At 57.4% G+C, this 23,295-nt stretch carries 19 protein-coding genes, 1 tRNA gene and 1 pseudogene; 11 read left to right on the top strand and 10 right to left on the bottom strand.

Annotation, left to right across the window (positions count from 1 at the left end; all coding sequences use genetic code 11):
• Window positions 1-159 precede the first annotated feature (159 nt).
• Window positions 160-597 carry a RuvC family protein gene (locus H6G07_RS07005; protein ID WP_425320103.1) on the top strand — a complete coding sequence of 146 codons (438 nt, stop codon included), beginning with the start codon at window positions 160-162 and terminating at the stop codon, window positions 595-597.
• Between the two features lie 20 nt (window positions 598-617).
• Here H6G07_RS07005 and H6G07_RS07000 read toward each other — a convergent pair whose 3' ends face one another.
• The gene (locus H6G07_RS07000) at window positions 618-902 is read right to left on the bottom strand and encodes a DUF3146 family protein (protein WP_199311952.1); all 285 of its coding nucleotides are present in this window, start codon (window positions 900-902) and stop codon (window positions 618-620) included.
• Between the two features lie 280 nt (window positions 903-1,182).
• Here H6G07_RS07000 and H6G07_RS06995 point away from each other — a divergent pair, with 280 nt between their 5' ends.
• The 3 genes from H6G07_RS06995 to H6G07_RS06985 all read left to right on the top strand — a co-directional run bounded on the left by H6G07_RS06995 (window position 1,183) and on the right by H6G07_RS06985 (window position 7,199).
• Window positions 1,183-2,100, top strand: coding sequence for an NAD(+) kinase (locus H6G07_RS06995; protein ID WP_073607666.1), 918 nt, complete (start codon window positions 1,183-1,185; stop codon window positions 2,098-2,100).
• Between the two features lie 73 nt (window positions 2,101-2,173).
• Complete coding sequence (hpsN, locus tag H6G07_RS06990; protein ID WP_073607665.1) at window positions 2,174-3,139, top strand: hormogonium polysaccharide biosynthesis glycosyltransferase HpsN; 966 nt, start codon at window positions 2,174-2,176, stop codon at window positions 3,137-3,139.
• Between the two features lie 88 nt (window positions 3,140-3,227).
• Complete coding sequence (locus H6G07_RS06985) at window positions 3,228-7,199, top strand: hypothetical protein (RefSeq protein WP_073607664.1); 3,972 nt, start codon at window positions 3,228-3,230, stop codon at window positions 7,197-7,199.
• Window positions 7,200-7,293: 94 nt separating this feature from the next.
• Here H6G07_RS06985 and H6G07_RS06980 read toward each other — a convergent pair whose 3' ends face one another.
• The 3 genes from H6G07_RS06980 to H6G07_RS06970 all read right to left on the bottom strand — a co-directional run bounded on the left by H6G07_RS06980 (window position 7,294) and on the right by H6G07_RS06970 (window position 9,793).
• Window positions 7,294-8,172, bottom strand: coding sequence for an inositol monophosphatase family protein (locus H6G07_RS06980; RefSeq protein ID WP_073607663.1), 879 nt, complete (start codon window positions 8,170-8,172; stop codon window positions 7,294-7,296).
• Window positions 8,173-8,393: 221 nt separating this feature from the next.
• Window positions 8,394-9,473, bottom strand: a complete 1,080-nt coding sequence (fba, locus tag H6G07_RS06975; RefSeq protein WP_073607662.1) for a class II fructose-bisphosphate aldolase — start codon at window positions 9,471-9,473, stop codon at window positions 8,394-8,396.
• 248 nt (window positions 9,474-9,721) lie between these two features.
• Window positions 9,722-9,793: transfer RNA gene (locus H6G07_RS06970), tRNA-Lys, on the bottom strand.
• Window positions 9,794-10,186: 393 nt separating this feature from the next.
• Between H6G07_RS06970 and hemB the strand changes: the two genes are divergently transcribed.
• Together hemB and surE are read left to right on the top strand one after the other, a co-directional pair.
• The gene (gene hemB, locus H6G07_RS06965) at window positions 10,187-11,167 is read left to right on the top strand and encodes a porphobilinogen synthase (RefSeq protein WP_073607661.1); all 981 of its coding nucleotides are present in this window, start codon (window positions 10,187-10,189) and stop codon (window positions 11,165-11,167) included.
• Between the two features lie 170 nt (window positions 11,168-11,337).
• A complete protein-coding gene (gene surE, locus H6G07_RS06960; RefSeq protein WP_073607660.1) occupies window positions 11,338-12,021 on the top strand; it encodes a 5'/3'-nucleotidase SurE in 684 nt (227 codons plus the stop codon).
• A 3-nt stretch (window positions 12,022-12,024) separates the two neighbouring features.
• Here the strand turns inward: surE and H6G07_RS06955 are convergent, their stop codons facing one another.
• The 4 genes from H6G07_RS06955 to H6G07_RS06940 all read right to left on the bottom strand — a co-directional run bounded on the left by H6G07_RS06955 (window position 12,025) and on the right by H6G07_RS06940 (window position 15,261).
• Complete coding sequence (locus H6G07_RS06955; RefSeq protein WP_073607659.1) at window positions 12,025-12,762, bottom strand: exonuclease/endonuclease/phosphatase family protein; 738 nt, start codon at window positions 12,760-12,762, stop codon at window positions 12,025-12,027.
• A gap of 156 nt (window positions 12,763-12,918) precedes the next feature.
• Window positions 12,919-13,674, bottom strand: a complete 756-nt coding sequence (locus H6G07_RS06950; protein ID WP_244901907.1) for a phosphonate ABC transporter ATP-binding protein — start codon at window positions 13,672-13,674, stop codon at window positions 12,919-12,921.
• Window positions 13,674-14,624: a putative selenate ABC transporter substrate-binding protein gene (locus H6G07_RS06945; protein WP_171972974.1), complete on the bottom strand. Its 951-nt coding sequence runs from the start codon at window positions 14,622-14,624 to the stop codon at window positions 13,674-13,676. The genes H6G07_RS06950 and H6G07_RS06945 overlap by 1 nt, the downstream gene beginning before the upstream one ends.
• A 106-nt stretch (window positions 14,625-14,730) precedes the next feature.
• Entirely contained in the window at window positions 14,731-15,261 is a 531-nt protein-coding gene (locus H6G07_RS06940; RefSeq protein ID WP_073607657.1) for a tetratricopeptide repeat protein, read from the bottom strand.
• 256 nt (window positions 15,262-15,517) lie between these two features.
• Between H6G07_RS06940 and pruA the strand changes: the two genes are divergently transcribed.
• From pruA to H6G07_RS06920, 4 genes are all read left to right on the top strand, one after another.
• A complete protein-coding gene (pruA, locus tag H6G07_RS06935; RefSeq protein ID WP_422393854.1) occupies window positions 15,518-18,505 on the top strand; it encodes an L-glutamate gamma-semialdehyde dehydrogenase in 2,988 nt (995 codons plus the stop codon).
• Between the two features lie 606 nt (window positions 18,506-19,111).
• Window positions 19,112-19,471 carry a hypothetical protein gene (locus tag H6G07_RS06930; protein ID WP_073607655.1) on the top strand — a complete coding sequence of 120 codons (360 nt, stop codon included), beginning with the start codon at window positions 19,112-19,114 and terminating at the stop codon, window positions 19,469-19,471.
• 228 nt (window positions 19,472-19,699) lie between these two features.
• The gene (locus tag H6G07_RS06925; protein ID WP_073607654.1) at window positions 19,700-20,224 is read left to right on the top strand and encodes a peptidylprolyl isomerase; all 525 of its coding nucleotides are present in this window, start codon (window positions 19,700-19,702) and stop codon (window positions 20,222-20,224) included.
• Between the two features lie 75 nt (window positions 20,225-20,299).
• The gene (locus tag H6G07_RS06920; RefSeq protein ID WP_244901906.1) at window positions 20,300-20,770 is read left to right on the top strand and encodes a DUF29 domain-containing protein; all 471 of its coding nucleotides are present in this window, start codon (window positions 20,300-20,302) and stop codon (window positions 20,768-20,770) included.
• Window positions 20,771-20,780: 10 nt separating this feature from the next.
• Here H6G07_RS06920 and H6G07_RS06915 read toward each other — a convergent pair whose 3' ends face one another.
• Complete coding sequence (locus tag H6G07_RS06915; RefSeq protein WP_073607653.1) at window positions 20,781-21,590, bottom strand: hypothetical protein; 810 nt, start codon at window positions 21,588-21,590, stop codon at window positions 20,781-20,783.
• Between the two features lie 405 nt (window positions 21,591-21,995).
• On the opposite strand from H6G07_RS06915, the gene H6G07_RS06910 reads away from it, so the two are divergent.
• Window positions 21,996-22,550 carry a type IV pilin-like G/H family protein gene (locus H6G07_RS06910; RefSeq protein ID WP_073607652.1) on the top strand — a complete coding sequence of 185 codons (555 nt, stop codon included), beginning with the start codon at window positions 21,996-21,998 and terminating at the stop codon, window positions 22,548-22,550.
• Window positions 22,551-22,844: 294 nt separating this feature from the next.
• Here the strand turns inward: H6G07_RS06910 and H6G07_RS26255 are convergent.
• A pseudogene (locus H6G07_RS26255) lies at window positions 22,845-23,102 on the bottom strand (MoaD/ThiS family protein); the annotation flags it as partial.
• Window positions 23,103-23,295 lie beyond the last annotated feature (193 nt).

Genomic DNA, 23,295 nt, shown 5'->3' with positions numbered 1-23,295 from the left:
TTGTACGCTAGATAGCGAAGAAGTTGTCCACATTTTGGGCAAGCCGCTTTGAACGGGGCAAGCCGCCTCGAATTTTTGGGTTTACAGCAAGAACTGCACCGTCTCGAGAAATCTAATCCAGGATGGCACAATGAAGGGGAAAATCTACCCCCAGCCCCCGTGAGCCAGCCTACCCCACCCCCTCTGTCTCAGCCGATGATTTTAGGCTTTGACCCCGGACGGCAAAAATGCGGCTTGGCCGTCATGGGGCTAGACCGACTGCTGTGCTATCAACAGGTGGTGGCCGCTGATGCGGTCATCAATGAGATTGCTACCCTGCGCCAGCGATTTCCGATTTCGACCATTGTGCTGGGCGACCAGACCGCATCAAGGAACTGGAAAGACACCCTCAGTCAGCTCCCTGACCCGCCCCGGATCATGCTGGTGGATGAGCGATACACCACGCTGGAGGCGCGCGATCGCTACTGGCAGATGTATCCCCCGTCGGGACTAGCCGGGATTATTCCCCAATCACTGCGCAAAATTTCTCGCCCCATCGACGACATCGTGGCCATTTTGCTGATCGAGCGCTATTTGAACCGTCTAACCGGTGAGTAGGCCGCGATCTATCTCTTGACCTATAGCTTGGCCCGGATGGTAAACGAATAGTCACCGCCGGGTTCGAGCTGGTAGTCAAAGCGTTCTAGAAAGCGGCTGAGGGGTTCGCAGATCAGTGCTCGCCCCAGGGATGGCTCTACCCGCAGGTTGCCCTGGCGAAAGCGCCACTGAAATTGCCACTCATAGGTGCTAGCCCGCACTTCGCCTTCGATGCGGCCCTGGGTCCATGACTGGTGGGTAATGCGAACGTAGGCAGTGGTTTCAGAGGGGCGACGGGTCACGGCGGCAAAAGCAAAGCGATACAAAACAATGGTGAGCGGGGTCAGGGCTGGGCAAAACCCCCACAGGTAAGATAACCGTAGCGTAGGCCGTGGTCTACCCCGATGTTGTGGGCAACGATACGACTCAGCACCCTAAAAGCGTAAGGTTGTCGGGCAATTCGGTGCCGGGCTGTTTTACCCTAGACGAAAAAACGGTAGCCTAGGGAGAAGCTAAATTGTGATCCCCAGCGTGTTCGGCATCTTAGCGGGTGTAGGGCACGTTTTGTTTACCTGATTTCCCCGATTGTAAGGTTGGACCCTGCCTGTGCCCAAGGTTGGCATTATCTACAACGACGTTAAGCCTGTGGCCTGCCAGGCCGCTCTCGAATGGGATGAAAAACTGACCCGTCGAGGCTACACCGTCAGCCTGGCCACCGGCATGGGTGGCATTTTGGGCTACTCGCAGCCCGAACGCCCTGTCTGCCACACTCCGCTCGACAGTCTGGTGCCGCCCAATTTCGACGCCGACATGAGTTTTGCGGTGGTGCTGGGGGGCGATGGCACGGTGCTATCGGCCTGTCGCCAACTTGCCCCCATCGGGGTGCCCCTGCTGACGGTCAATACGGGCCACATGGGCTTTTTGACCGAGGCTTATTTGAATCAGCTGCCCCAGGCTATGGATCAGGTACTAGCGGGCGACTACGAAGTCGAGGAGCGGGGCATGCTAGCGGTGCGCCTTTTCCACGAGTCGAGCCTGGTATGGGAAGCCCTCTGTCTCAACGAGATGGTGCTGCACCGCGAGCCTCTGACCAGCATGTGTCACTTTGAAGTGGCGATCGGCTGCCACTCCCCGGTAGACATTGCGGCTGACGGCATTATTGTGTCGACGCCCACGGGGTCTACGGCCTATTCGCTCTCGGCGGGGGGGCCAGTGATCGCCCCTGGGGTGTCGGTGACTCAGCTCATCCCCATTTGCCCGCACTCCCTGGCATCCCGAGGGCTGGTGTTTCCCGATCGCGAACAGGTAATCATTCGCTCGGCCAACCCCGACCCCCTGGTGCTGATTGTGGACGGCAACGCGGGCTGCTATGTGATGACCAAAGATGAGGTGAGCACCTGCCGCGCCCCTTACCCGGCGCGGTTCATTCGGCTGAAACCGCCGGAATTCTTTACCGTACTGCGCGAAAAGCTGGGCTGGGGGCTGCCGCATATTGCGAAGCCCACGTCGGTGGAGTTGCCGTGAGGAGTAGGGAGTAGGGAGTGGGGAGTAGCGGATCGGTGGGAATACTGGTCTGAGCCCTACATCCCCGGTTGCTATGGATTGGCCCACCATTGTCGTGATCATTCCGACCTATCAGCGGGAGGCTGTGCTGTGCGAGACGCTGCGCAGCGTGCTGGCTCAAGATTATCCGGCTTACGAAGTCGTGGTGATAGACCAGACTCAGACCCACCAGCCGGAAATTCAGCAGCAGCTCCAGGCTTGGCAGAATGCGGGGGATATTACCTGGTATTCGGTGCCTTGGGCGAGTTTACCGGCGGCGCGAAATTGGGGTATAGAGCGATCGCATTCCGATCTGGTTCTCTTCATTGATGACGATGTGGTGCTGCCTCCGGGCTATCTCTATGCCCACGCCCGTACCTTTCTGGAGCAGCCCGAGGTTGGGGCCGTGGCGGGGCGCGTGTTTGACCGCATGAAGCTGGCGGAGCAAACGAATCTAGAAATCGACTACCTGCCTCCTCAGGCGATGGATCCAGGGATTGCTTGGTACCACATCGACCTGGTGCATACTACCCAGCCCCAGCAGGTGCTGACGGCGCGGGGGTGCAACATGTCGTTTCGGCGGGAGCTGTTCGACAAGCACAGGCTGCGGTTTGACGAACGCTTCTACGGCAGTGCCGTGCGGGAAGAATCTGATTTTTGCCTCCACATTCGCTCCACCGGTTACATCATTTGGTACAACCCGGAGGCCCACCTGGTGCATTTGGGCGAAGAGACGGGCGGCTGTCACGACATTGCGACGCGATCGCTCAGCTACCAGATGAACTTCTACCACAACCACTTTTTGCTGGCGTTGAAAAATCTCACCCTCGGGCAAAACCTGCGGCTCTACGGTCGTCTGTTTGACTGTCACGTGCTGGGGCACCCCCCCTGCAATAAAAGCGGCCATCCGCTGAAGATTCTCAGCCGAGGGCTATTTTTTGGGCTGGGCTGGTTTTATACGGTTTACACACTGGCCACAACTCTGGGCAAGCACGGACGACTTTATGCCGATATGAAGTAGACCTCGCGCAGGTTAAGAATCTCAGGCTAGAGAATCTACTGGCTGTGGTAACCTCCATAATTCTAAAACCGTCCCCCCAAGGCAGAGCATGGCTGACGATCGCGACCCCACGATTCGAGTACAGCTAGACCTGTCGCCCGACCAGCCGGGGCTGTTGGAAGGGCTGGAGACCTGGCTGCGGCTCGGTCTGATCACCGACCAGCAGGTGCGTGACCTGGGGCAGACCAGCCTCAGGTGTGACTGGCTGCCCCAGGCGGCAACCGCAGCCACGGCAGAATTGAACTTGGTTGATGCGGTCAATCCTTTTCTAGAACCTGAAGGTGCCCTGGCGGCGGGAGAGACGCCCTCCACGGAGGCTGTCCCCGCGGGAGACGCGCCGATTACGAATTTTGTCCCGGCTGAACCGGCTGCTCGCCCTCGGCGACAGCGATTCCCGCAGGGATCGCTTCGCGAAGCGCCCCGTTCTACCACCAACACTCGCCCATCTAATCAGCGCCAGAATCGGGCCACGGCTCAACGCCCCGCTCTGACAAACCCTTGGCTGGGCCGCTTGATGAGCGAGCTGAGCGTGGTGTGGCTGCTGGGGCTGGGGGTATTTTTAGTCGTGCTGTCGTCGGCGGTGCTGGCGGCAACCCAGTGGGCCAGGTTTAACGCGGCGGGACAGTATATGGTGCTGCTGGCCTATACCCTGGTGTTTTGGGCGGCGGGGCTGTGGTGCCGCCAGAACCCCAATTTGCAGCTAACGGCTAAAACCCTGCAAATGATTACCTTGCTGCTGGTGCCGCTAAATTTTTGGGCGCTGGATGGGCTGGGGGTGTGGCGCGGGGGCGGTGTGCTGGTGGGGGCGATCGCCGCCATTCTGCTTACCTTCACAGCCCTACAAGTGCTGCGTCAGCAAAACAGCACCCCTTTAGAGCAGGCCAACGCCCTGGGCTTAGCCTATCTTCACACCGGCTGGAGCCTTGCTGGCGGGCCGCTGCTGGCAGTCTATGCTGGGGTATTGGGAACTGCTGCTGCTACTATTTACGACCAGCGGCAACGGCCCGCCACGCCTGGACTGCGCTGGCCCACGGTAGTGATTACCGCTGCCCTCGGTCTTTTGCTGGCGCGCGGGCTGACCCTAGGGGAGTCGATTCAGGTGGGGCAGTTTGGCCTGGCCTTTGGCCTCTATGGAGCCACTCTGGTGTGGCTGGGCCAGCGACGGCTGGTGCCCAAACCCGAGGCCGAGCCTACGTCAGCGCCTAATTCACAACCAGAGACCGCCGCAAACCACCCCTTTCGCGGCGGAATTGCCCTGGGGCGGGGGCTGCTGTGGTGGGGTTGGTCGCTGGCGATCGCCGACTGGCTGATTCAGGCGTTTGGCATCGGGCTGCTCGGTCTGGCGCTCCGTATTCAGGCGTTGGCCAAGCTGGGCAAGCGGCGAGATTTGCTGATTGCCTATGGCATTGCCGTCCAGCTCGGCTTCGTTGGCTGGGAGATGCTGCCTCTGTCGCTGCGGCAGACCATGCTGGCTCCCCTGGCTCGGTGGGATGACTTTGCGATGGGCACCTGGCCGCTGTGGGGAATTTCGCTATTTCCCTATGTGGTGGGTATGGTGGCCTTGGCCGACTGGTATCGGCGGCGGGATCAGCTAAAACTGAGCCGCTTTAGCGACAGTATTGCCCTGGGTAGCAACGTTCTATTGACGCTGATCAGCTTGTCCAGCAGCCCGGTACTGGTGGTGAATTTGATCGCCTCTACGATCACGGCGCTGGTGGTAACGCTGCGGCGGGCTGCTCCGGCTCAGTGGCGCATTGTCGTTACCTACGGCCTGGCTCTGGGGAGCATTGTGGTTGCCATCGGCGATCGCTGGCCAAATTTACCCTTAGACCGCTGGGTTTTGGTCATGGTAGCCCTGACCACGGTGGCGCTGGTGCTGAGCAAATTTCTGCACGCCCTCTGGGGCCGCACGGCCTGGCTCTACGGGGTGGGGCTATCTGCCCTGAGCTACGCGCTACTGTGGGCCGATCTGCTCGACAGCGGCTGGCGCGCCACCACAAGCTGGGTGGGGCTGGTGATACCGCTGGTGTTGCTGCTGATCGGTCGCCACCGCGCCAGCGTGTTGACCACAGGTATTGCCTTACCCTTTACCCTGGGGCTGCCCTGGACTCGGCTGGTGGGTTTGGGCTCGGCGACGGCCTTAACGGCAGTGAATAGCACGGTCTATCGATGGCCAGGGGTGGCGTTTTTGGCGGTGGGCTTTGCCTTGGGCTGGGTCTATAGCAGCCTGGCGGATTGGGTAACTGGCTTTCCGCGCCATCTGGCCGACTGGGGTCTGGTCACGGTGGGGCTAATGGCGGTGCTGTGGATTGCCTGGCGATCGCTGCCCATGCCCCAAGATGCTGAAACGCCTTCGCTATCTGGTTTGTATCGGGTGGCATGCGATCGCTGGAGCCACATCCTGGCCATTGGCTTACTGACCCTTTCAACCGTTGCGGTCTCTCTCTACTACCTCGGCTGGCGAGAACCTCGCCCTTTGATCGTGGCTGTCCTGGCTGCATTCTTAGCGGTTCTGCTCCTCCGCTACTGGGGAGCCGTGCGGCCTTCCACTATTTATCTGGCAGGTTGGGGAATAGAACTGCTGATAGCCGGGAGCATGGTAGAGCGCTATCCCACGGTGGTTGCTTTGGCGGTGCCAACTTTGGGGCTAGGGGCGATCGCCCTGGTTCTATCTGCAATTGTGGGCCGCTCTCGCCCAGCCCTGGCTCCTTCCCTACAAACCCTGACGCTGCTCTATGCCGGACTGGCGCTGGCTCTACGGGCCTACACGGCCACAGCCTGGACAGGCTGGCTCGTCGTCGTCGCGGCCCTGCTGGTGCTAGAGGTGGGGCGACGTTCCCAAACGGCCCTGGCTCGGTGGCTGGCCCTGGGGCTGCTGTCGGTGGGGTGGTATGAGCTGGTGATCTATCAGATGCTGCAAGGCTCTGGCGGCGAGGCGGCAGATGCTCTGCTGGTGCTGGCAGGAGTCGCGGCGCTGATCATGACGGTTTATCGCCTGGTGGCAGGGCAGCTCGATCGCACCCTGAGAATCCCCCAAGTGGAGCTGGTTTGGGCGGCTCACCTCCACTGGTTCATTGGCGGTTTACTGATGCTGGGCGGCGGCGTTGGCTTTGGGTTTGCCGAGGCTACTTTGGGCTGGCTAGGGATGGCGATCGCCACCGCCCTGGTGTTCTACGCCCTCAGCCAGGGACGGTTGGGGATCTCTGGTGAAGTACAGCAAGCCTGGGTTTACGCCGGACTCGTAGAACTTGTCGGCTGGTTTGCCCTGGGGCGATCGCTGTTCCCAACGCTAGGATTCCTCGACAACTGGTGGGGCGCGGTGGCCTGCGCCGTGGCGGTGCCCGTCTATTGGTTACCCTGGGCTACCTGGGGCTGGCCCCAGCGTCCCTGGCGAGTGATGGCCGTCGTCGTCCCGCTGCTGATTGCCCTGCTCACAGGAGGGTTTGACCATATCCCGACCCTGTGGGTGCTGACCGGGTTCTACGGCTGGCTGGCCTGGCACAGCGGCAAAATTCGCGTGTCTTACCTCTCGGTATTCTGCGCGACCTGGGCGATTTGGGTCTGGCTTGAGAATCGCGCCATCGACGATAGCCTTGCCTGGGTGTTGCCCCTGGGTCTGGCTCTGCTCTACATCGCCCAGGTCGATCCAGCACTGAAGCGCTCTGAGGGGAAAGAACAACGCCACTGGCTGCGGCTGATTGCCCTGGCACTGATTTTGCTTACAGCGCTGCTAACCGAACGCTGGGCAGGGCTGCCGGTGGGGGCCATGGCCTTGGGGGCGATCGCCGCCGGGCTCCTGCTACGCATTCGCGCTCTGCTCTACGTGGGCACAGTTGTTTTTGCCCTCAACGCCCTCAACCAATTAGTGGTGCTCAATGCGGCTTTCCCGTTCATCAAGTGGGTGGTCGGCATTTTAGTCGGCGTTGCCCTGATCTGGATCGCCGCTGATGTGGAGCGTCGGCGTGGTCAGTGGCTCCAGCTCACCCAGAACTGGGGGCAAGATTTAGATGCATGGCAGTAAGAGGGAAGTTTTGAATTTTGAATTTTAAGTTGACCAAGCAATTCAAAACTCAAAACTGAGAACTCAAAACTTTCTGTTTTAATCAGCTAAATTTTTAGGATCCAACGACCCTGGCGGCGGTGACAGCGGCCAGCAGATCGCTGTGCACGGCTTTAGAGCTGCCAATCACCATTCCGGGGCGCAGATAGTTGCTACAGGTGTGCAGCGGCGGCGGTGGATTGCCGGTGAATGTGGTGACAATGTAGCCCATTTCCTGGGCCATGAAGGCCAGCACTGCTCCGTCAATAAACTGCCCTTTGGCCAGCACGGCCCCGGCCAAGTCACCGCTGAGCAGACCGTTAAAGTTGGGAATTTGGGTCTCTTTGGAGTAATCAGTTTTAGTGTGGTAGACGTGGTAGCGATCGCTCAAATAGGGCACCAGATCGCCCATTTGCCAACCCAAACAAATCGCTAGCGTGGGGTTTTGTACCTTGATTTGGGTGCAGTCGTCGAGGGACTGAGCCAAACTCCCCATAAACGTGCCCTCTCCCCGCAGGGTGTAGTAGTAGAGGTCTTGGCTGGGGGTAATGGCGATCGCACCCTCGTACTCATCGGCATTGAGAATGGCCAAAATAATTTGATAGTTCGAGTGGCCATCCAGATAAAACTGAGTGCCGTCGATGGGGTCGAGGGTAATCAGGTAGTCGCCCGCTGGCCCCAGATCGATAGCGCGAAAGTACTTGGTGTTGTAGGTCTGCTCATGCTCTTCGCCATAGAATCGCACCGAGGGAAACAGCCCCAGCAGCACCACCTCCATCATGGTTTGAATCGATAGATCCGCATCGCTGAGGGCCGAGGCAAAAAAGTTGTCGCCTTTGCCATCTTTGTCGGGCTGAGCCGCAATTTGGGCCTGAACCTGCTGGGCGTAGGCTCCAGCGGTTTTGAGGTAGGGCAGCAGCGCCGCCAAAATTTCTCGGGGAGTAGTGGGGGGCATGGGAGATGCAGCGAAAGAACGAAAATAGAAGAGCGAAAAATCAAAAACGCCCGACAGGCTTGAATTTTTGTATTTTGGGCTGTTCTAACCCAGACTTTACTGGCTGTATCAGCGCCAGAACAGCAAAACAATCTTAAAAAAACAGGGCTCCCTCAAACGAAGAAGCCCTGGGTTGGTTCAGGTAATGTCAGCCCCTTTCACAGAACTGACATGGCTTATAACTAGACCGCAGCGGTGGTGGAAACCTTAGCGTCAAGCTCGCCCTTGGCGTACTTAACGGCGTAAACTTCCACGGGCTCTTGCTTGATCTTGCTGGCTTGACCGGCGGTGCCAAAGGCGTCGTAGCGCTCAGCACAGACCTCGGTCATATACTTCATTGAGGGCTTCATGAAGTGGCGAGGATCAAAGTTGGCGGGATCCTTGAAGGCGGCTTCGCGGATGGCGGCGGTGATGGCCAGACGGTTGTCGGTGTCAATATTCACCTTGCGCACACCGCTCTTAATGCCCTTTTGAATTTCTTCGATGGGCACGCCGTAGGTCTCAGGAATATTCCCGCCGTACTCGTTGATCATATCGAGCCACTTCTGGGGTACAGAAGATGACCCGTGCATGACCAGGTGGGTGTTGGGCAGGCGGCGGTGAATTTCTTCGATGCGGCTGATGGCCAGAATTTCGCCGGTGGGCTTGCGGGTAAACTTGTAAGCGCCGTGGCTGGTGCCGATCGCAACGGCCAGAGCATCTACCTGGGTGGCTTCGACAAACTGCACCGCTTCATCGGGGTCGGTGAGCAGTTGGTCGTGGCTGAGGGTTCCCTCAAAGCCGTGGCCGTCTTCCGCTTCGCCCGCGCCGGTTTCGAGGGAGCCGAGGCAGCCCAGCTCGCCTTCCACACTGCAACCGATGGAGTGGGCAACTTTCACCACTTCGCCGGTAACAGCGGCGTTGTACTCAAAGCTGGCGGGGGTTTTGGCGTCAGCTTCCAAAGAGCCATCCATCATGACGCTGGTGAAGCCGTTGCGCAGCGCCGAGTAGCAGGTGGCGGGGGAGTTGCCGTGGTCTTGGTGCATGACCACGGGAATGTGGGGGTAGGTTTCAACGGCGGCGAGCACCAGGTGACGCAGGAAGTTTTCGCCAGCGTAGGAGCGAGCACCGCGAGAGGCCTGCAAAATCACGGGGCTGTCGGTGTCATCCGCTGCCTTCATGATCGCCAGGATTTGCTCCAGGTTGTTTACGTTGTAGGCCGGAATGCCGTAGCCGTTCTCAGCCGCGTGATCCAGCAGTAGCCTCAGTGAGACAAGCGCCATAAAAATCCTCCTAGTGTGTTCTCGCCGTTAGGCCTTCAGACGTTTCAGTAGGTAGCCTTACTCATCAATCTTAGAATAGATCGATGGATATATAACGAAATGTTTGGACAAGCTAAAGTCAAGCTTAAAAGGACTCCCCACCCAGCCGGGATGTGTTTGCCCTGCTGTTTGACCCCATCATAAAACACTGCGGGGCAGGAACCGTGAACTTTGCTACCGGAAGGCAGACAAAGGCCAGTTTATTAAAATGGGTCGCCTGGGATTCGAACCCAGGACCAATCGGTTAAAAGCCGAGTGCTCTACCGCTGAGCTAGCGACCCCCTTGCGGGGCGTGTTCAGTTGTTTACCGGACACGGCTTATAAACATAGCATACCGCCGTGGGGATTTTGCAACGTGGCTTAAAAAATCCTCTCAGTTTGGGTAGGCGATGGGCTGAAGCATTTCGTACGGGAGGGTTTTGGGCTGGGGGCGATCGCCTTTGTCTGTTCACCTCCCCCGTCTAAGCCGGTCTAGAATTCGAAGCTAGCCCAGCGCCAGCGAACCCTAGCCACTTCTGCTCCTCCGCTTTTCCTGCTCACTGGCAAACCCTAGCCCGGCCTGAACTTAGTTACGGAACGTTACCAAGCGCTTGTTTTAGGCCCTAAATAAAGCTTTAGTTTAATGAAGCTTCATTTTTTAGTTTTTTAGACAAGTCCTCATCACATCACAGGCTATGTTTCCGACCCATCGCCCTCGCCGTCTGCGCCAGCACCCGCAACTTCGCCGCATGGTGCAAGAAACCCTGGTGACCCAGGCTGATCTGATCTATCCCCTGTTTGCGGTGCCGGGCAGCCAGGTGGCCAAGGAAGTCTCCTCAATGCCGGGGGTCTACCAGCTCTCCATCGACAAGATCGTAGAAGAAGCCAAGGAAGTCTACGACCTGGGCATTCCCGCCATCATTCTGTTTGGCATTCCCGACGACAAAGATACCGACGCTACCGGGGCCTGGCACGACTGCGGCATTGTGCAGAAAGCCACCACCGCTGTTAAAGAGGCGGTGCCCGACCTGATGGTGATTGTCGATACCTGCCTGTGTGAGTACACCTCCCACGGTCACTGCGGCTACCTAGAGGTGGGCGACCTCAGCGGTCGGGTGCTCAACGACCCCACCCTAGAACTGCTGAAGAAGACCGCCGTGGCCCAGGCCAACGCCGGGGCCGACATCATCGCCCCCTCGGGGATGATGGATGGGTTTGTGCAAGCGATTCGCGCTGGGCTTGATGAGAGCGGCTTTGAAGACATGCCGATTCTTTCCTATGCGGCGAAATACGCTTCGGCCTACTACGGGCCATTTCGCGATGCGGCGGAGAGTGCGCCTCAGTTTGGCGATCGCCGCACCTACCAGATGGATCCGGCCAACGGCACCGAAGCCCTCAAAGAAATCGAGCTAGACATTGCCGAAGGGGCCGACATGCTGATGGTGAAGCCCGCCCTGGCCTACATGGATATCATCTGGCGGGTGAAGCAGGCTACCAACCTGCCGGTAGCCGCCTACAACGTGTCGGGCGAATACGCCATGGTGAAAGCCGCCGCCCTCAACGGCTGGATCGACGAGCAAAAAGTGGTGATGGAAACCATGACCAGCTTCAAACGTTCCGGCGCAGACCTGATTTTGACCTACCACGCCAAAGACGTTGCCCGCTGGCTGGGTTAAGCCTCTGCCCTAGGCGGTAGGGTGGGCACTGCCCACCGCTATGGGAAAACGCCTGTCAAACAGGTCTGTTCAGTTAGGTTCCGCCACCGGTTAGAAAATCTTAGAGCGTAGTCCTATGATGTCAGGGCTACGCTCTAGTTTTTTGGCAGAAAATTTCTGCTACTGCACCCATGACCTTTGTGCTCACCAACGACGACGGCATCGATGCACCGGGCATTCAGGCCTTACGCAATGCCCTGGCCAACTATCCAACCTGGGTGGTGGCCCCTGACCAGCACCTCTCGGGCTGTAGCCACCAGATGAACCGGGGCGGCGCGATCGCCATCGATCAGCGCAGCGATCGAGCCTTTGCCATTGGCGGCACCCCCGCCGACTGCACCCGCGTTGCCCTCAGCCACCTGTGCCCCAAGGCCACCTGGGTGCTCTCGGGCATTAATGCTGGGGGCAACATGGGGGCCGATATTCACCTGTCGGGCACCGTGGCTGCCGTGCGGGAGGCGGCGCTGCTACGGGTGCCGGGGGTGGCAATTTCCCACTACATTGAAAATCGTCGCCTGGTGGATTGGGACTTGGCGACCCGTCTGACCGCCCAGGTGCTCGATGTGCTGATGGCCGAGCCGCTGTCGCCGGGCTGCTTTTGGAACGTGAATTTGCCTCACTTGCAGCCGGGGGATGCCGAGCCTGAGGTTGTCTTTTGCACCCTCTGTACCCAACCCCTGCCTACCGAGTTTAAGGTTGACCAGGGCCAGTTTTACTATATGGGCAAGTATGGCGATCGCTGCCACGATCCCGACTCGGACGTGGCTGTCTGTTTTGGCGGCAACATTGCCGTAACCAAAATTTGCCTGTGGTAGCGCCTAGACGTGAATGTCTATGCCGACGCCAAAATGATCGGATAGACCGCGTAAGTCCTCCAGGCGGGGCGGCCAGGCAAAGGAACTTTGGAACTGCCCTGGTAGATTTTGGGATAGACAGATATGGTCGATGTTGGAGTGCTGCCCGCAGATTAGCTGATGCACGGGGTCATTTTCTCCAGCGGTGAGGCAGTCTAGCCCCACATCGGCCAAGGCCTGTCGCAGGGTTTGTTTGTTTTGGCGCGACCCATAGTAGTGCAGAGTGTTCAGATCTTGGTTAAAGTCACCGGCGACCAGTAAAGCTGCCATTGGGTAGATCGTCCGCAGCTTTTGCCAGTCGGCTTGCTGTACGGCTAAGGCAGCGGCAAAGGCTTGACCTTTGGAGGCCGACTGTGTTCGCCAGCTACTTCCTAACCATGGCAGCACTGTGCCGTACAGCACCCATTGCTGGCCGTCGGGTAGCGTCAGTAGGGCAGCGGCGGTGCGGGCTTCGTCAGAGGTTTCTAATGGAGTTAGTGTCCCGGCCTTGACCCAGATTTGCACCCAGCGCTCGCCGTCGGCCCCGGGGCGATCGGGCAAGCCGCTGGCCACAGAGTAGTAATCTGCCCCTGGGGCAATGCCCAGGTGAGTTTCGGTCAAAATCCAAATATCAGCGGCGATGCGGCTGAGCCATTGTTGCTGGCGTTCAGCCCGCCCCGAATCAGGGAGCGCGCGCTCAAGGTTCCAGGTGGCGATTTTCATTTAGGGTCAGTAGACAGGCTGCTACAGGAATCGGTTTTTGTAGCAGCCACTACTTAACCCTGGAAATTGACCCTTTGCCTATATTCCTCAATACAAAATTGCCTGTCTGTTGCTCTTTCAAGACTTTTATCTGGCAAAGTTCACTTCAAACCCGCTCTAAAGTTGGTAAAGGCTAGCCATCATTCCATCACTGACCTGGTTGGCTGGGGTATCGAAGAGAATCTGACCGTGGCGTAGGCCAATGATGCGATCGCAGTATTTCACCGCAAACTCTACCTCGTGCAGGCTGATCATCAGGGTTTTGCCAGTGGTTTCGCTGAGCTGACGCAGCAAATCCATCATCACCCGCGATCGCTCAGGATCTACGCTCGAAATCGGCTCATCTGCCAGAATTGCCGCCGGGTCTTGCACCAGCACCCGCGCCAGGGCCACCCGCTGCTGCTGGCCGCCCGAGAGGCGATCGGTGCGGGCGTAGAGCTTGTCGGCAATGCCCACCTGAGCCAGCGCCTGGGCCGCAGTCTGCACCTGCTGGGGCCACACCAGCGACCACAGCGCCCTCGGCAACGACCAGCGCCCTAAATGCCCGGCATTGACGTTGTGAACCACGGCCAGGTTGCCCACCAGGTGGTGCTGCTGGTAGACAGTGCCCACCAGCCGCTGAATCCGCCGCCGCTTTTTGGGGCTGAGGCGATTGACCTCCTGCCCCAGAATCACGACTCGCCCGCTGGTGGGAGCCTGGCTGCCGTTGAGCAGGCTCAGCAGCGTGCTTTTGCCCGCGCCGCTGGGGCCGATGAGCGCCACGCGTTCGCCAGGAAGTATGCTCAGACTGCAATCGGTCAGGGCCGCCACCGCCCCAAACCGGCAGCTCACCCCCTCTAGCTGAAAGATTGGCCCCACCATCCCCGCAGGCACTACTGAATCTTGCCGATCTTGCGGCCCACCGCTTCGATCTCGGCGTAGTTGTCGTTGTCGGTGGCAATAAAGCGCTCGGCCCCAAACAGGTCAAGAATTTCTTTTTGCTCAGGCACGGCGGGGTCAAGGGCCATCAGAGCGGCCTGCACCTTGTCAGCGAAACCGTCACCGTAGCGTTCGTCAACCTCGGGGCTAATCACCCAGTGGTAATCGAAGTAGGGCGGGGTGCGCCAGATCACCGCGACTTTGGTGGTGTCAACGGCCCCTTCAGCGACGCGATCGAGCCAGACCTGCTCGTTGAGGGCTCCCACTTCGTAGGTGCCCGCTTCCACCAGTTTGATGGTGGTGTCGTGGTTGCCCGAAAAGCCCACTTCTCCTTTGAAATCTTGGGCAGTGTCGAGGCCCGCCTCTTCCATAAAGTGCTGGGGCATCAGCCGTCCTGAAGTGGAAGACTCGCTGCCAAAGGTAAAGGTGCGGCCCTTGATCTGGGTGAGTTCCTGAATGTCTGAGAATTCCTTGAGGCCGGTGGCGGTGTTGGCAATGAAAACGCTGTGGAACTGTTCATCAATGTCGCGCTGGGCGATCGCCTCAGCCCCCGGCACCTGCAACCGCGCCTGCACCCCAGTCAATCCGCCGAACCAGACCAAATCTAAGTCACCCACCTTGAAAGCCGTAACGGCAGCAGCATAGTCAGTCACGGGCTTATATTCGACGGGAACGCCCAGTTCGGCCTCTAGGTAGTCGGCCAGCTTGGTGTAAAGGCGCTGAAGCACCTCAGGATCCTGGTCAGGAATGGCCCCGGCAGTCAGGGGAAGGGTGCTCTGCTCCGTCGCTGCACCGCTTTCCCCAGCGGCCTCTTGTCCTGTTTCGGAGGGCGCGCAGGCTCCCAGAGGCAGCAGCAACAGCAGGCTCGATACCCCTGCAATCCACGAACGACGAATGCTCACCATGGCTTGAATAGTGCTCTAAACAGCAGCACTAAATCATACGGGTCGGATCCCCCCGAAAGCAATGTTCTAGCTGGGGAATATCTAAGACGTTAAAAGCCGCCAAATTCTAGCTCAGCCAGAGCAGCCCGCCCAACACTAGGGCCACCCCCACCAGCGCAGCCCACAAAAATCCGTTGTCTTTGGTATTGATCTGGCTGGGGTCGAGGGGAGGGGGTTCAGGCTTAGAACGCGATCGCGGTGCCGCCTTTGCCGCTGTTGCATAACCCGAACCGCCTGAACTCTGAGAGCCATCGCTAGATAGATTGTCTAGAGCCGGAATTTCGGTCATCCAGTTGGTCGGGCGCTGAAGCTGAGGCGCTTGCAGAATGTAGAGCAAGTTCTTGCCCTGCTTGCGGGTCTCTAGATCGGGGTGGCGAGCCAGAGCCTGGCACAGGGCGATCGCATCGTTCTGCCGCCCCACCGCACTATAGGCATTCACCAGCCAGGTTTGAACTTCGCCCCCCAGGGGTGTAGTGGCCTTGGCGAGCCGAACGGCCTCCTCAAAGAACTCTACGGCCTCGCGGTAGCTGCCCCGCTCAAAGGCGGCTTGGCCGTAGGCATACTGGGTTTTGGCGCGATCGCGGGGGTCTTCGGTCATGGGTCAAGACAACTATCTACAGCGGTGTAACTACTGCCGAACTTTTATTTTGCCGGAATGGACGGTTGGTTACCAGATCAAGTTCATATTCAGCACAGAGTCAGGCAGGACGGTTGCGCCCAGAAGGTAGGCCGGGTTGTTGAGCAACTTGGCGACTTGCTCTCCCATAGAATCTTGACACAGCCCCTTAACCCGGCTTTTTTCGCTCAAGATGGAGTAAGGGAATAAGGAGACAAACACCGTGGTAGCCCCAGCAATTAAGCCTCAAACCGACTCACTGCACTACGAGGCCAAGACCCTCGCGATCGCCACGGCCCTGCTCGGTGCCACCCGCGAGAAGAAAAACCTCTTCGCCCAAATGCGCGACCAAATGCGCTGGGACGACAAAATCATGGACTTCGCCATGGGCAACCCCGGGCTGAAGGTGCAGCTGTTTCGCTTCATCGATGCCCTGCCCGCCCTACGCAGCAAGCCTGAGATCGCCCGCCATCTGCAAGAGTACCTATCGGCGGAAGAGGTAGAACTGCCTAACGCGCTGAAGGGACTGCTGAACTTCACCAATCCTGATTCGGTGCCTGGTCAGCTCGCCGCCACCACCGTTGCCCCAGCGGTGGAAACCCTGGCCTATCGCTACATTTCGGGCGAAACCATCGAAAAGGCGATCAAGGCGATCGAGCGTATGCGCAAGGACAAACTCACCTTCACCATGGACTTGCTCGGCGAAGCGGTGATCACCGAGGAGGAAGCCCAGGCCTACTTGCAGCGCTACCTGGATTTGATGGAGCAGCTTTCCTCGGCGGCGAAAAACTGGAAGACGGTAGATGCGATCGATCTGGCGGACGGCAAAGAACTGTCTAAAGTCCAGGTTTCCGTTAAGCTCACCGCTTTCTACTCTCAGTTTGACCCGCTCGATGCCGAGGGCAGCCGCGCCAAAGTGAGCGAGCACATTCGCACCCTGCTGCGCCGCGCCCATGAACTCGGCGTCGCCGTCCACTTCGATATGGAGCAGTACCGTTACAAGGCGCTCACCCTGGCCATTCTCAAAGACATTCTCATGGAGGCTGAATTTCGCCAGCGCGACGACCTGGGCGTTACCCTCCAGGCCTACCTCCAGGACAGCTACAACGACCTTAAAGATCTGGTGATTTGGGCCAAAAATCGCGGCACCCCCGTCACCGTGCGCCTCGTAAAAGGCGCGTACTGGGATCAAGAAACCATCACCGCCCGGCAAAACGGCTGGCGCAGCCCGGTCTACAGCCAAAAAGTCTCTACCGACGCCAACTACGAACGCATGACCCGGCTACTGCTGGAGAACCATCACTATCTCTATGCCGCCATTGGCAGCCATAACGTCAGGTCGCAGGCCCACGCCATGGCGATCGCCGAAGAACTCAACATTCCCCGCCGCAACATTGAGCTACAGGTGCTCTACGGCATGGCCGACAAGCTGGCCAAGACCCTAGCTGACAAAGGCTACCGCGTGCGGGTCTATTCCCCCTTTGGCGAGCTGATTCCAGGGATGTCGTACCTGATCCGCCGCCTGCTAGAGAACACCGCCAACAGCTCCTTCCTGCGGCAAAACCAGGAAGACGTGCCCGTAGAAACCCTGCTAGCGGCACCCGAGTTTGCTCCAGAAGACGCCCCCGGCAGCACCCTCCACCCCCTACCCCCTACCCCCTACCCCAACGCCCCCGACCTCGACTTCGCGATCGCCACCAAGCGCTCCCAAGCCACCGAAGCCCTCAAGACCGTCCACGCCCAGCTCGGCCAGCGCTACAACCCCATCATCAACGGCGCAGCGGTCGATACCGAAGCTACGGCGGATTCGGTCAACCCCTCGAAACCAGCAGAACTGGTGGGCAAGCTAGGGTTGGCCAGTCAAGAACAGGCCGATGCGGCGATCGCCGCCGCCAAAGCCGCCTTCCCCGCCTGGGCCGCCACGACCGCCAAGGAGCGGGGGGCCATCCTCCGCCGCGCCGCTGACCTGATGGAAGAGCGCCGCCACGAGCTAAATGCCTGGATGGTGTACGAAGTCGGCAAACCCCTGGGTCAAGCTGACCCCGAAGTCTCTGAGGCGATCGATTTCTGCCGCTACTACGCCGACGAAATGGAGCGACTGGACGCTGGCTACGCCTACGATTACCCCGGCGAAACCAACCGCTATCGCTACTTCCCGCGCGGCATTGCGGTCGTGATCTCGCCGTGGAATTTCCCGCTGGCGATCGCCACTGGCATGACCGTCGCTGCCCTGGTCACCGGCAATTGCACCATCCTCAAACCCGCCGAAAACTCCGCCGTGATCGCGGCCAAAATCGCCGAAATTCTAATCGAAGCGGGCATGCCCCCCGGCGTGTTCCAATACCTGCCAGCGCGCGGTTCCACCGTGGGCGCTCACTTAGTCAATCACCCCGATGTCCACATGATTGCCTTTACCGGCTCCCGCGAGGTGGGCTGCCGCATCTACGCCGATGCAGCCCAGTGGCGACCCGGTCAGCGCCACCTAAAGCGCGTGATCGCTGAAATGGGCGGCAAAAACGGCATCATCATCGACGAGAGCGCCGATCTCGATCAGGCGGTGCAGGGTGTGGTCTACTCCGCCTTTGGTTACAGCGGCCAGAAGTGCTCAGCCTGCTCCCGCGCGATCGTCGTCGCCTCGGTGTATGACACCTTTGTCCATCGTCTGGTGGAAGCTACCTGCTCCCTCAACGTAGGCGAAGCGGTGAAACCCAGCACCAAAGTCGGCCCCGTCATCGACGCCAACGCCCAGGCCAAAATCAAGGAGTACATCGAGAAAGGCAAAGCCGAAGCGACTCTGGCTTTAGAGATGCCGACGCCCGCTGACGGCTACTTTGTTGGCCCCACGGTGTTTACCAATGTGAAGCCCGATGCGGTCATTGCCCAAGAAGAAATTTTTGGCCCGGTGCTAGCGGTGATCAAAGCCAACGACTTTGACGACGCCCTCCGCATCGCCAACGACACCGACTACGGGTTAACCGGCGGCCTCTACTCGCGCACCCCTTCCCACATCGAGCGGGTGCAGAACGAGTTTGCTGTCGGCAACCTCTACATCAATCGGGGAATTACGGGAGCGATCGTCTCGCGCCAGCCTTTCGGCGGCTTCAAGATGTCCGGGGTGGGATCAAAAGCCGGTGGCCCAGACTACCTGCTGCAATTCCTAGAGCCTCGCCATGTCAGTGAAAACGTCCAACGCCAGGGCTTTGCCCCAATCGAAGGAGTAGATTGATTTCAGCGTCAGGATTCAGCGTTTCTCAAAGCGCTGGATCCTGACGCCATTACGAATAGCAGAATTTAAAACGTTTAACAGGAAATAATAACTGTCGTACCATGGAAGAACAGATTTGCTCTGTACCTACTATGCTTAACGCTCTTCAGGCAAGCTATTAATAAAGTTCATTACCTCTGAAGTTAATACAAGATAGTAAAAATCCCTTGTATCATCTTGTCTCATGTACAGCAGTGCAACATTTCCGCTGTCTTTGCAAATTTTGTCCAAGGTGTAGTTGCCACGGGCCAAGTCTAGATCTTGCGAGTTTAAGGAGACTCTTCCAACTGGAGAAGAAAAATAAGCCGATGCCCCTCGTCGATGATCGCCTCGGCATGATATGCCAGCCAAGGCCTGACTCGGAAGGAATACAGCGATCAAAGCGACTAACAAGTATTTCTGCATAACTGTAATTCTCGACTGATCTGATTTTTAGCCTGAAAGTAGAATGCCCTTTCTGATTTGCTAAATAACAGACTTGAGTTGGCTAAGATTCGTGGCTAGAAATATTAGAGCTAAATAGTTTTTGGTGAATCTAAGGACATTTCTAAAAATCAAGGTATGGCGATGGAATGTAACCGTGAAGCCACCTACGCAAAGCTGGCAGTGCGGTTTGCCAATGCTTTAGTTGCCGGTGATTTTGATCAAGCGCATACTTTGTTGTCAGCGGAGTTGCGGTCAGGCTTAACCCCATCTAGTCTGCGCGAAATCTACGAGGCCATGGTTGAGTATGGCGACGGGTCACCCACCGATGTGGAGCTGATCGTCACGATGGAGCAGTGGCAGTTGCCCGAGCAGCATCCGACGGATTTGGGCTGGGCCTACGTAGCGATCGCAGGCGACAGTTACTCAGAGGCCGTCACAGTCATTGTTGAGAATATTGATGGCGAACCTGCCATTCGGCATTTAGAGTGGGGTCGCCCCTAGCACCTGATCTCCAGCCCCAGTTCAGCGATGCAGGCGATCGCCATCACGCTTGTAGACCGTGGGTAGAATGTTGCCAATAAGGGTACGGCAGGCTCTGTTGCTGACCCAGCAAAGAGTTTCATCGTTATAGTGAAACAGCATCCTGCACTGCCATTGCAAGCAGGTATTCACCTGGCCCAAACTGTGGGTTAATGGCAAAGGTTAACCCTGCCCCTTTAAGAACTACCTATGACTGAAGCAACCAACCCCAGAGTATTTTTTGACATCACCATTGGCGGTACTCCCGCAGGCCGCATCGTCATGGAACTGCGGGCCGATGTCACCCCCAAAACCGCCGAAAACTTCCGCGCCCTGTGCACCGGCGAAAAAGGCATGGGCACCTCCGGCGTGCCGTTGCACTTCAAAGGCTCTAGCTTTCACCGCGTCATTCCTGAATTCATGTGTCAGGGCGGCGATTTTACCCGTGGCAATGGCACCGGCGGCGAATCGATCTACGGCATGAAGTTTGCCGACGAAAACTTTACTCTCAAGCACACCACCCCTGGGCTCCTGAGCATGGCCAATGCTGGCCCCAACACTAACGGATCACAGTTCTTCTTAACCACCGTGGCCACCCCCTGGCTTGACGGCAAGCACGTGGTCTTTGGCAGCGTGGTCGAGGGCATGGATGTGGTCAGCACCATAGAGCAGGTCGGCAGCCGCAGCGGCCAAACCTCTGAACCCGTGGTAATTGCCGACTGCGGCCAGTTGTAAGTTCTACCTTGGCTCTAGCTCTTGGCCAGTGACCTTGGGCTATCCTAGGTTTAAATCATTTGCTGGGGCATCACAGTGGTTGCAGAGAATCAATCTGCCAAAAACTTGGCTCAGCCCCAGCCTCTCTACGAGGCTGACTTCTACGCTTGGACGCTAGCACAGTCTCATCTGCTTCAAACTCAGCAGTGGTCTGCCCTAGACATTACAAATTTAGTAGAGGAAATCGAGTCGTTGGGTCGGCAGCAACGCCAAGAGCTAAGAAATCGACTGGGGATTTTGCTAAGCCATCTACTGAAGTGGGAATTTCAGTCTGAGCGGCGTTCGAAGAGTTGGGTTGCTACTCTGCGGGAACAGCGGCGAGAAATCATTAACCTCTTGGCAGAGAGTCCCAGCCTCAAGCCCTACCTGTCAGAGGCCATTGCCGTCGGCTTTCAGTCGGGGCTTGATTTGGTGGTGCGAGAGACTCCGCTAACCTACGATGAACTGCCCACCAGTTGCCCTTACACAGTCCAGCAAATCTTATCGTTAGACTATCTACCTGAGTGAGCGCCTCGGCCTAATCGTCGGGTGGAAATAGAAGCCTCATCTCGCCGGTCTCGCTAATTATGACGCTGCCACCGAGGGCTTCGATGCGATCGATGGCTTTTTGGCGAGTCGCATCATCAAAGGCATTGGCCAAGACACTGGCCCAGGCATTGACCTGGGCCTGTTTGCTAAGGGGATTATTGGCTAAAAAATCGGCGGTGCGTTGAGAATTTTCTGCAATAAACGGTGCATCGGGATGGGATGATTGCCTCGCCCAGTCTGCCGAAGCTTGATAAGACTTTTGAGCAGCTTCACCGTCGCCCAGATAGAGTAATTCGTCTACCCCACGGTAGCGCCAGATATAAAAGCCATCGTTAGGAAATTCAGGGGTAAACCGCTCTAAGCCCTGAGTAATGATAGCAACACTATCATTTGGCATGGCGGCAAAATTGCTTGTGCTACCCGACAAGAAAACATAGTACAGTCGGAAGTATGGATCATTGGGAATAATTACCCGAAAAAACTCAGGACTGAGCTTATACCCTGTTATAGCCCGAGCCTCATCATCGCCAAAGTACTGCAAAAACCGCAGGAAAAACCAGTCAGCTACCAGATTGTCGAACCCAAAGGTGGGCATTTTCTGCGCCAACGCCAGGGTCGCAGCCGTCGATTGGTCTTGCTGGTCAAGACTTTGATCGGTGATGCTGCTGTCTTTTAGGTTAGCCAGACGCTGCTGCTGTAGGGGCACCAAGGCCAGTAGCAGGGCAACGGGTAGGCCCCAAATTGCCAGTTGTTTGGCCCAGCGCAAGGGCGGTTGGCGTTGGCTTGAAGAGAGCGGCATGGCGGGGTCGCAAGGGTAAAGAAACTGTAGAGCGGGTTTCAGGTTTTGGGGTGGTTCTAGAATAAGTCTACCCACTGTGGCTGCGATCGCATTTATGCGATTTAGTCCAGCGTCCTTATTCCCCCAGTAGCTCTATAACTTATTGGCATCTCCCCCAGCCCAAGACATATCTTCGCAACAACCCATAGCAACTGCTTTTAAGGAGTGGGGCTGGGGGAAATGCCCGTTTGCTGTAGCCCTTATGGCTTGCTGGCCCTACTCCACCCACTTCTGGAGTGCTGCTGCTTGCCATTGTCGAAAAACTTTTTTGATTGGGTGTGATCGCTCGGTCGAGGCACGTGGGTAAGTTAGACCTAGGCGCAAATAACACCTCTACCGCCGCCTAACCCAAGGAGACATACACACATGAAAGCATCTCTTAAAGCCAACCTACTGAAGCACTTCATCACCAAAAAAGAAGAAGGCGGCTTCACCCTAATTGAACTGCTGGTGGTTATTATCATCATCGGTATTCTGGCTGCTATTGCGCTGCCCTCTTTCCTCAACCAGGCTAACAAAGCTCGTCAGTCTGAAGCTAAAACCTATGTGGGTTCTGTTAACCGCGCACAACAAGCCTACCGCTTAGAAAATCCCACTTTTGCAAATACCATTGGCAACCTGGGCATCGGCATTGTTGAAGACACCCAGTATTACGACTATGCCGTAGCATCTGGTGTCACTACTGCTGGCACCTATACAAACGGCACTAGCAACGATGTCGGCGTCAAGTCTTATCAGGGCACTGTTCAGCTCAAGCAACAGACGGTAGGCGGAGTTACCCAAGACGCAACTAGCGTAGCGATTCTGTGTGAAGCTAATACTGCTGCTGCCGCTGCACTTGCTGCCCCTGGTGGCGGTTACAACACAGGTACTGTTGCAACTACTGACCCAACTTGTCCTGCTAACTCCAAGAAGATTTAAGCTAGCGCTCACAATTGCCGCTGCTTAGGTCAATCCATTGACCAGTATGCTGGTTAAAAGCACGGGGAAGTACTTAACTTCCCCGTGCTCTTTGCTGCCCTTAATGGCCAGTTCTCAACGGTCGAGACTCAGCTTAGAGCGGTCGTCTTCATGCAACTTCGAACGGTCATCCTTGGCTCAGCTAAACTAATAGCAAATCGCTTGAAAATTTGCGGCCCTCACCCTAGCTCTCTCTTCAGTAGATAGAACAGTTGAGCTTTTTTGAACAAGGATTGTGCTGCTAGGTACAAGGCAAATCGCTGGACAAAAGCTTTGATATCTATCTCCATCGTTGAGGGCAGTCTCTTTGCCATCGAGAAAGCGAATATCTTCGCTGTTGACATAGAAATTGACAAAGCGGCGCAGCTCACCAGAGTCGTCGCAGAGTCGGGCTTTAATGCCAGGGCAGTTGCTCTCCAAATCATTGAGCAGGTCTACGATATTGCCACCACTACACTCAAGGGCAGCCTGATTGTTGGTGAATTTCTGTACCGAGGTCGGAACCAGTGGCATCTGCTCTTACCACGACAACCGAGCCAATAACCTCAGGGCGAAATCCACTCGGCGATACCTGAGGGCTCTGGGGGCAGTTTACCTAGGTTTATCCTCTCAACAGCGATCGCAAGATCATCGCTTTTCAGCGCTGGGCGAAGGGTGGCCCTAGAAATGATGTGGTTCTGGGCCAACTTCTCCCACCTGGCTCAGA

This window comes from Phormidium tenue FACHB-1052, assembly GCF_014696675.1.
Taxonomy (GTDB): Bacteria; Cyanobacteriota; Cyanobacteriia; order Phormidesmidales; family Phormidesmidaceae; genus Nodosilinea; species Nodosilinea tenuis_A.
This window is presented reverse-complemented; position numbering and strand designations above follow the sequence as displayed.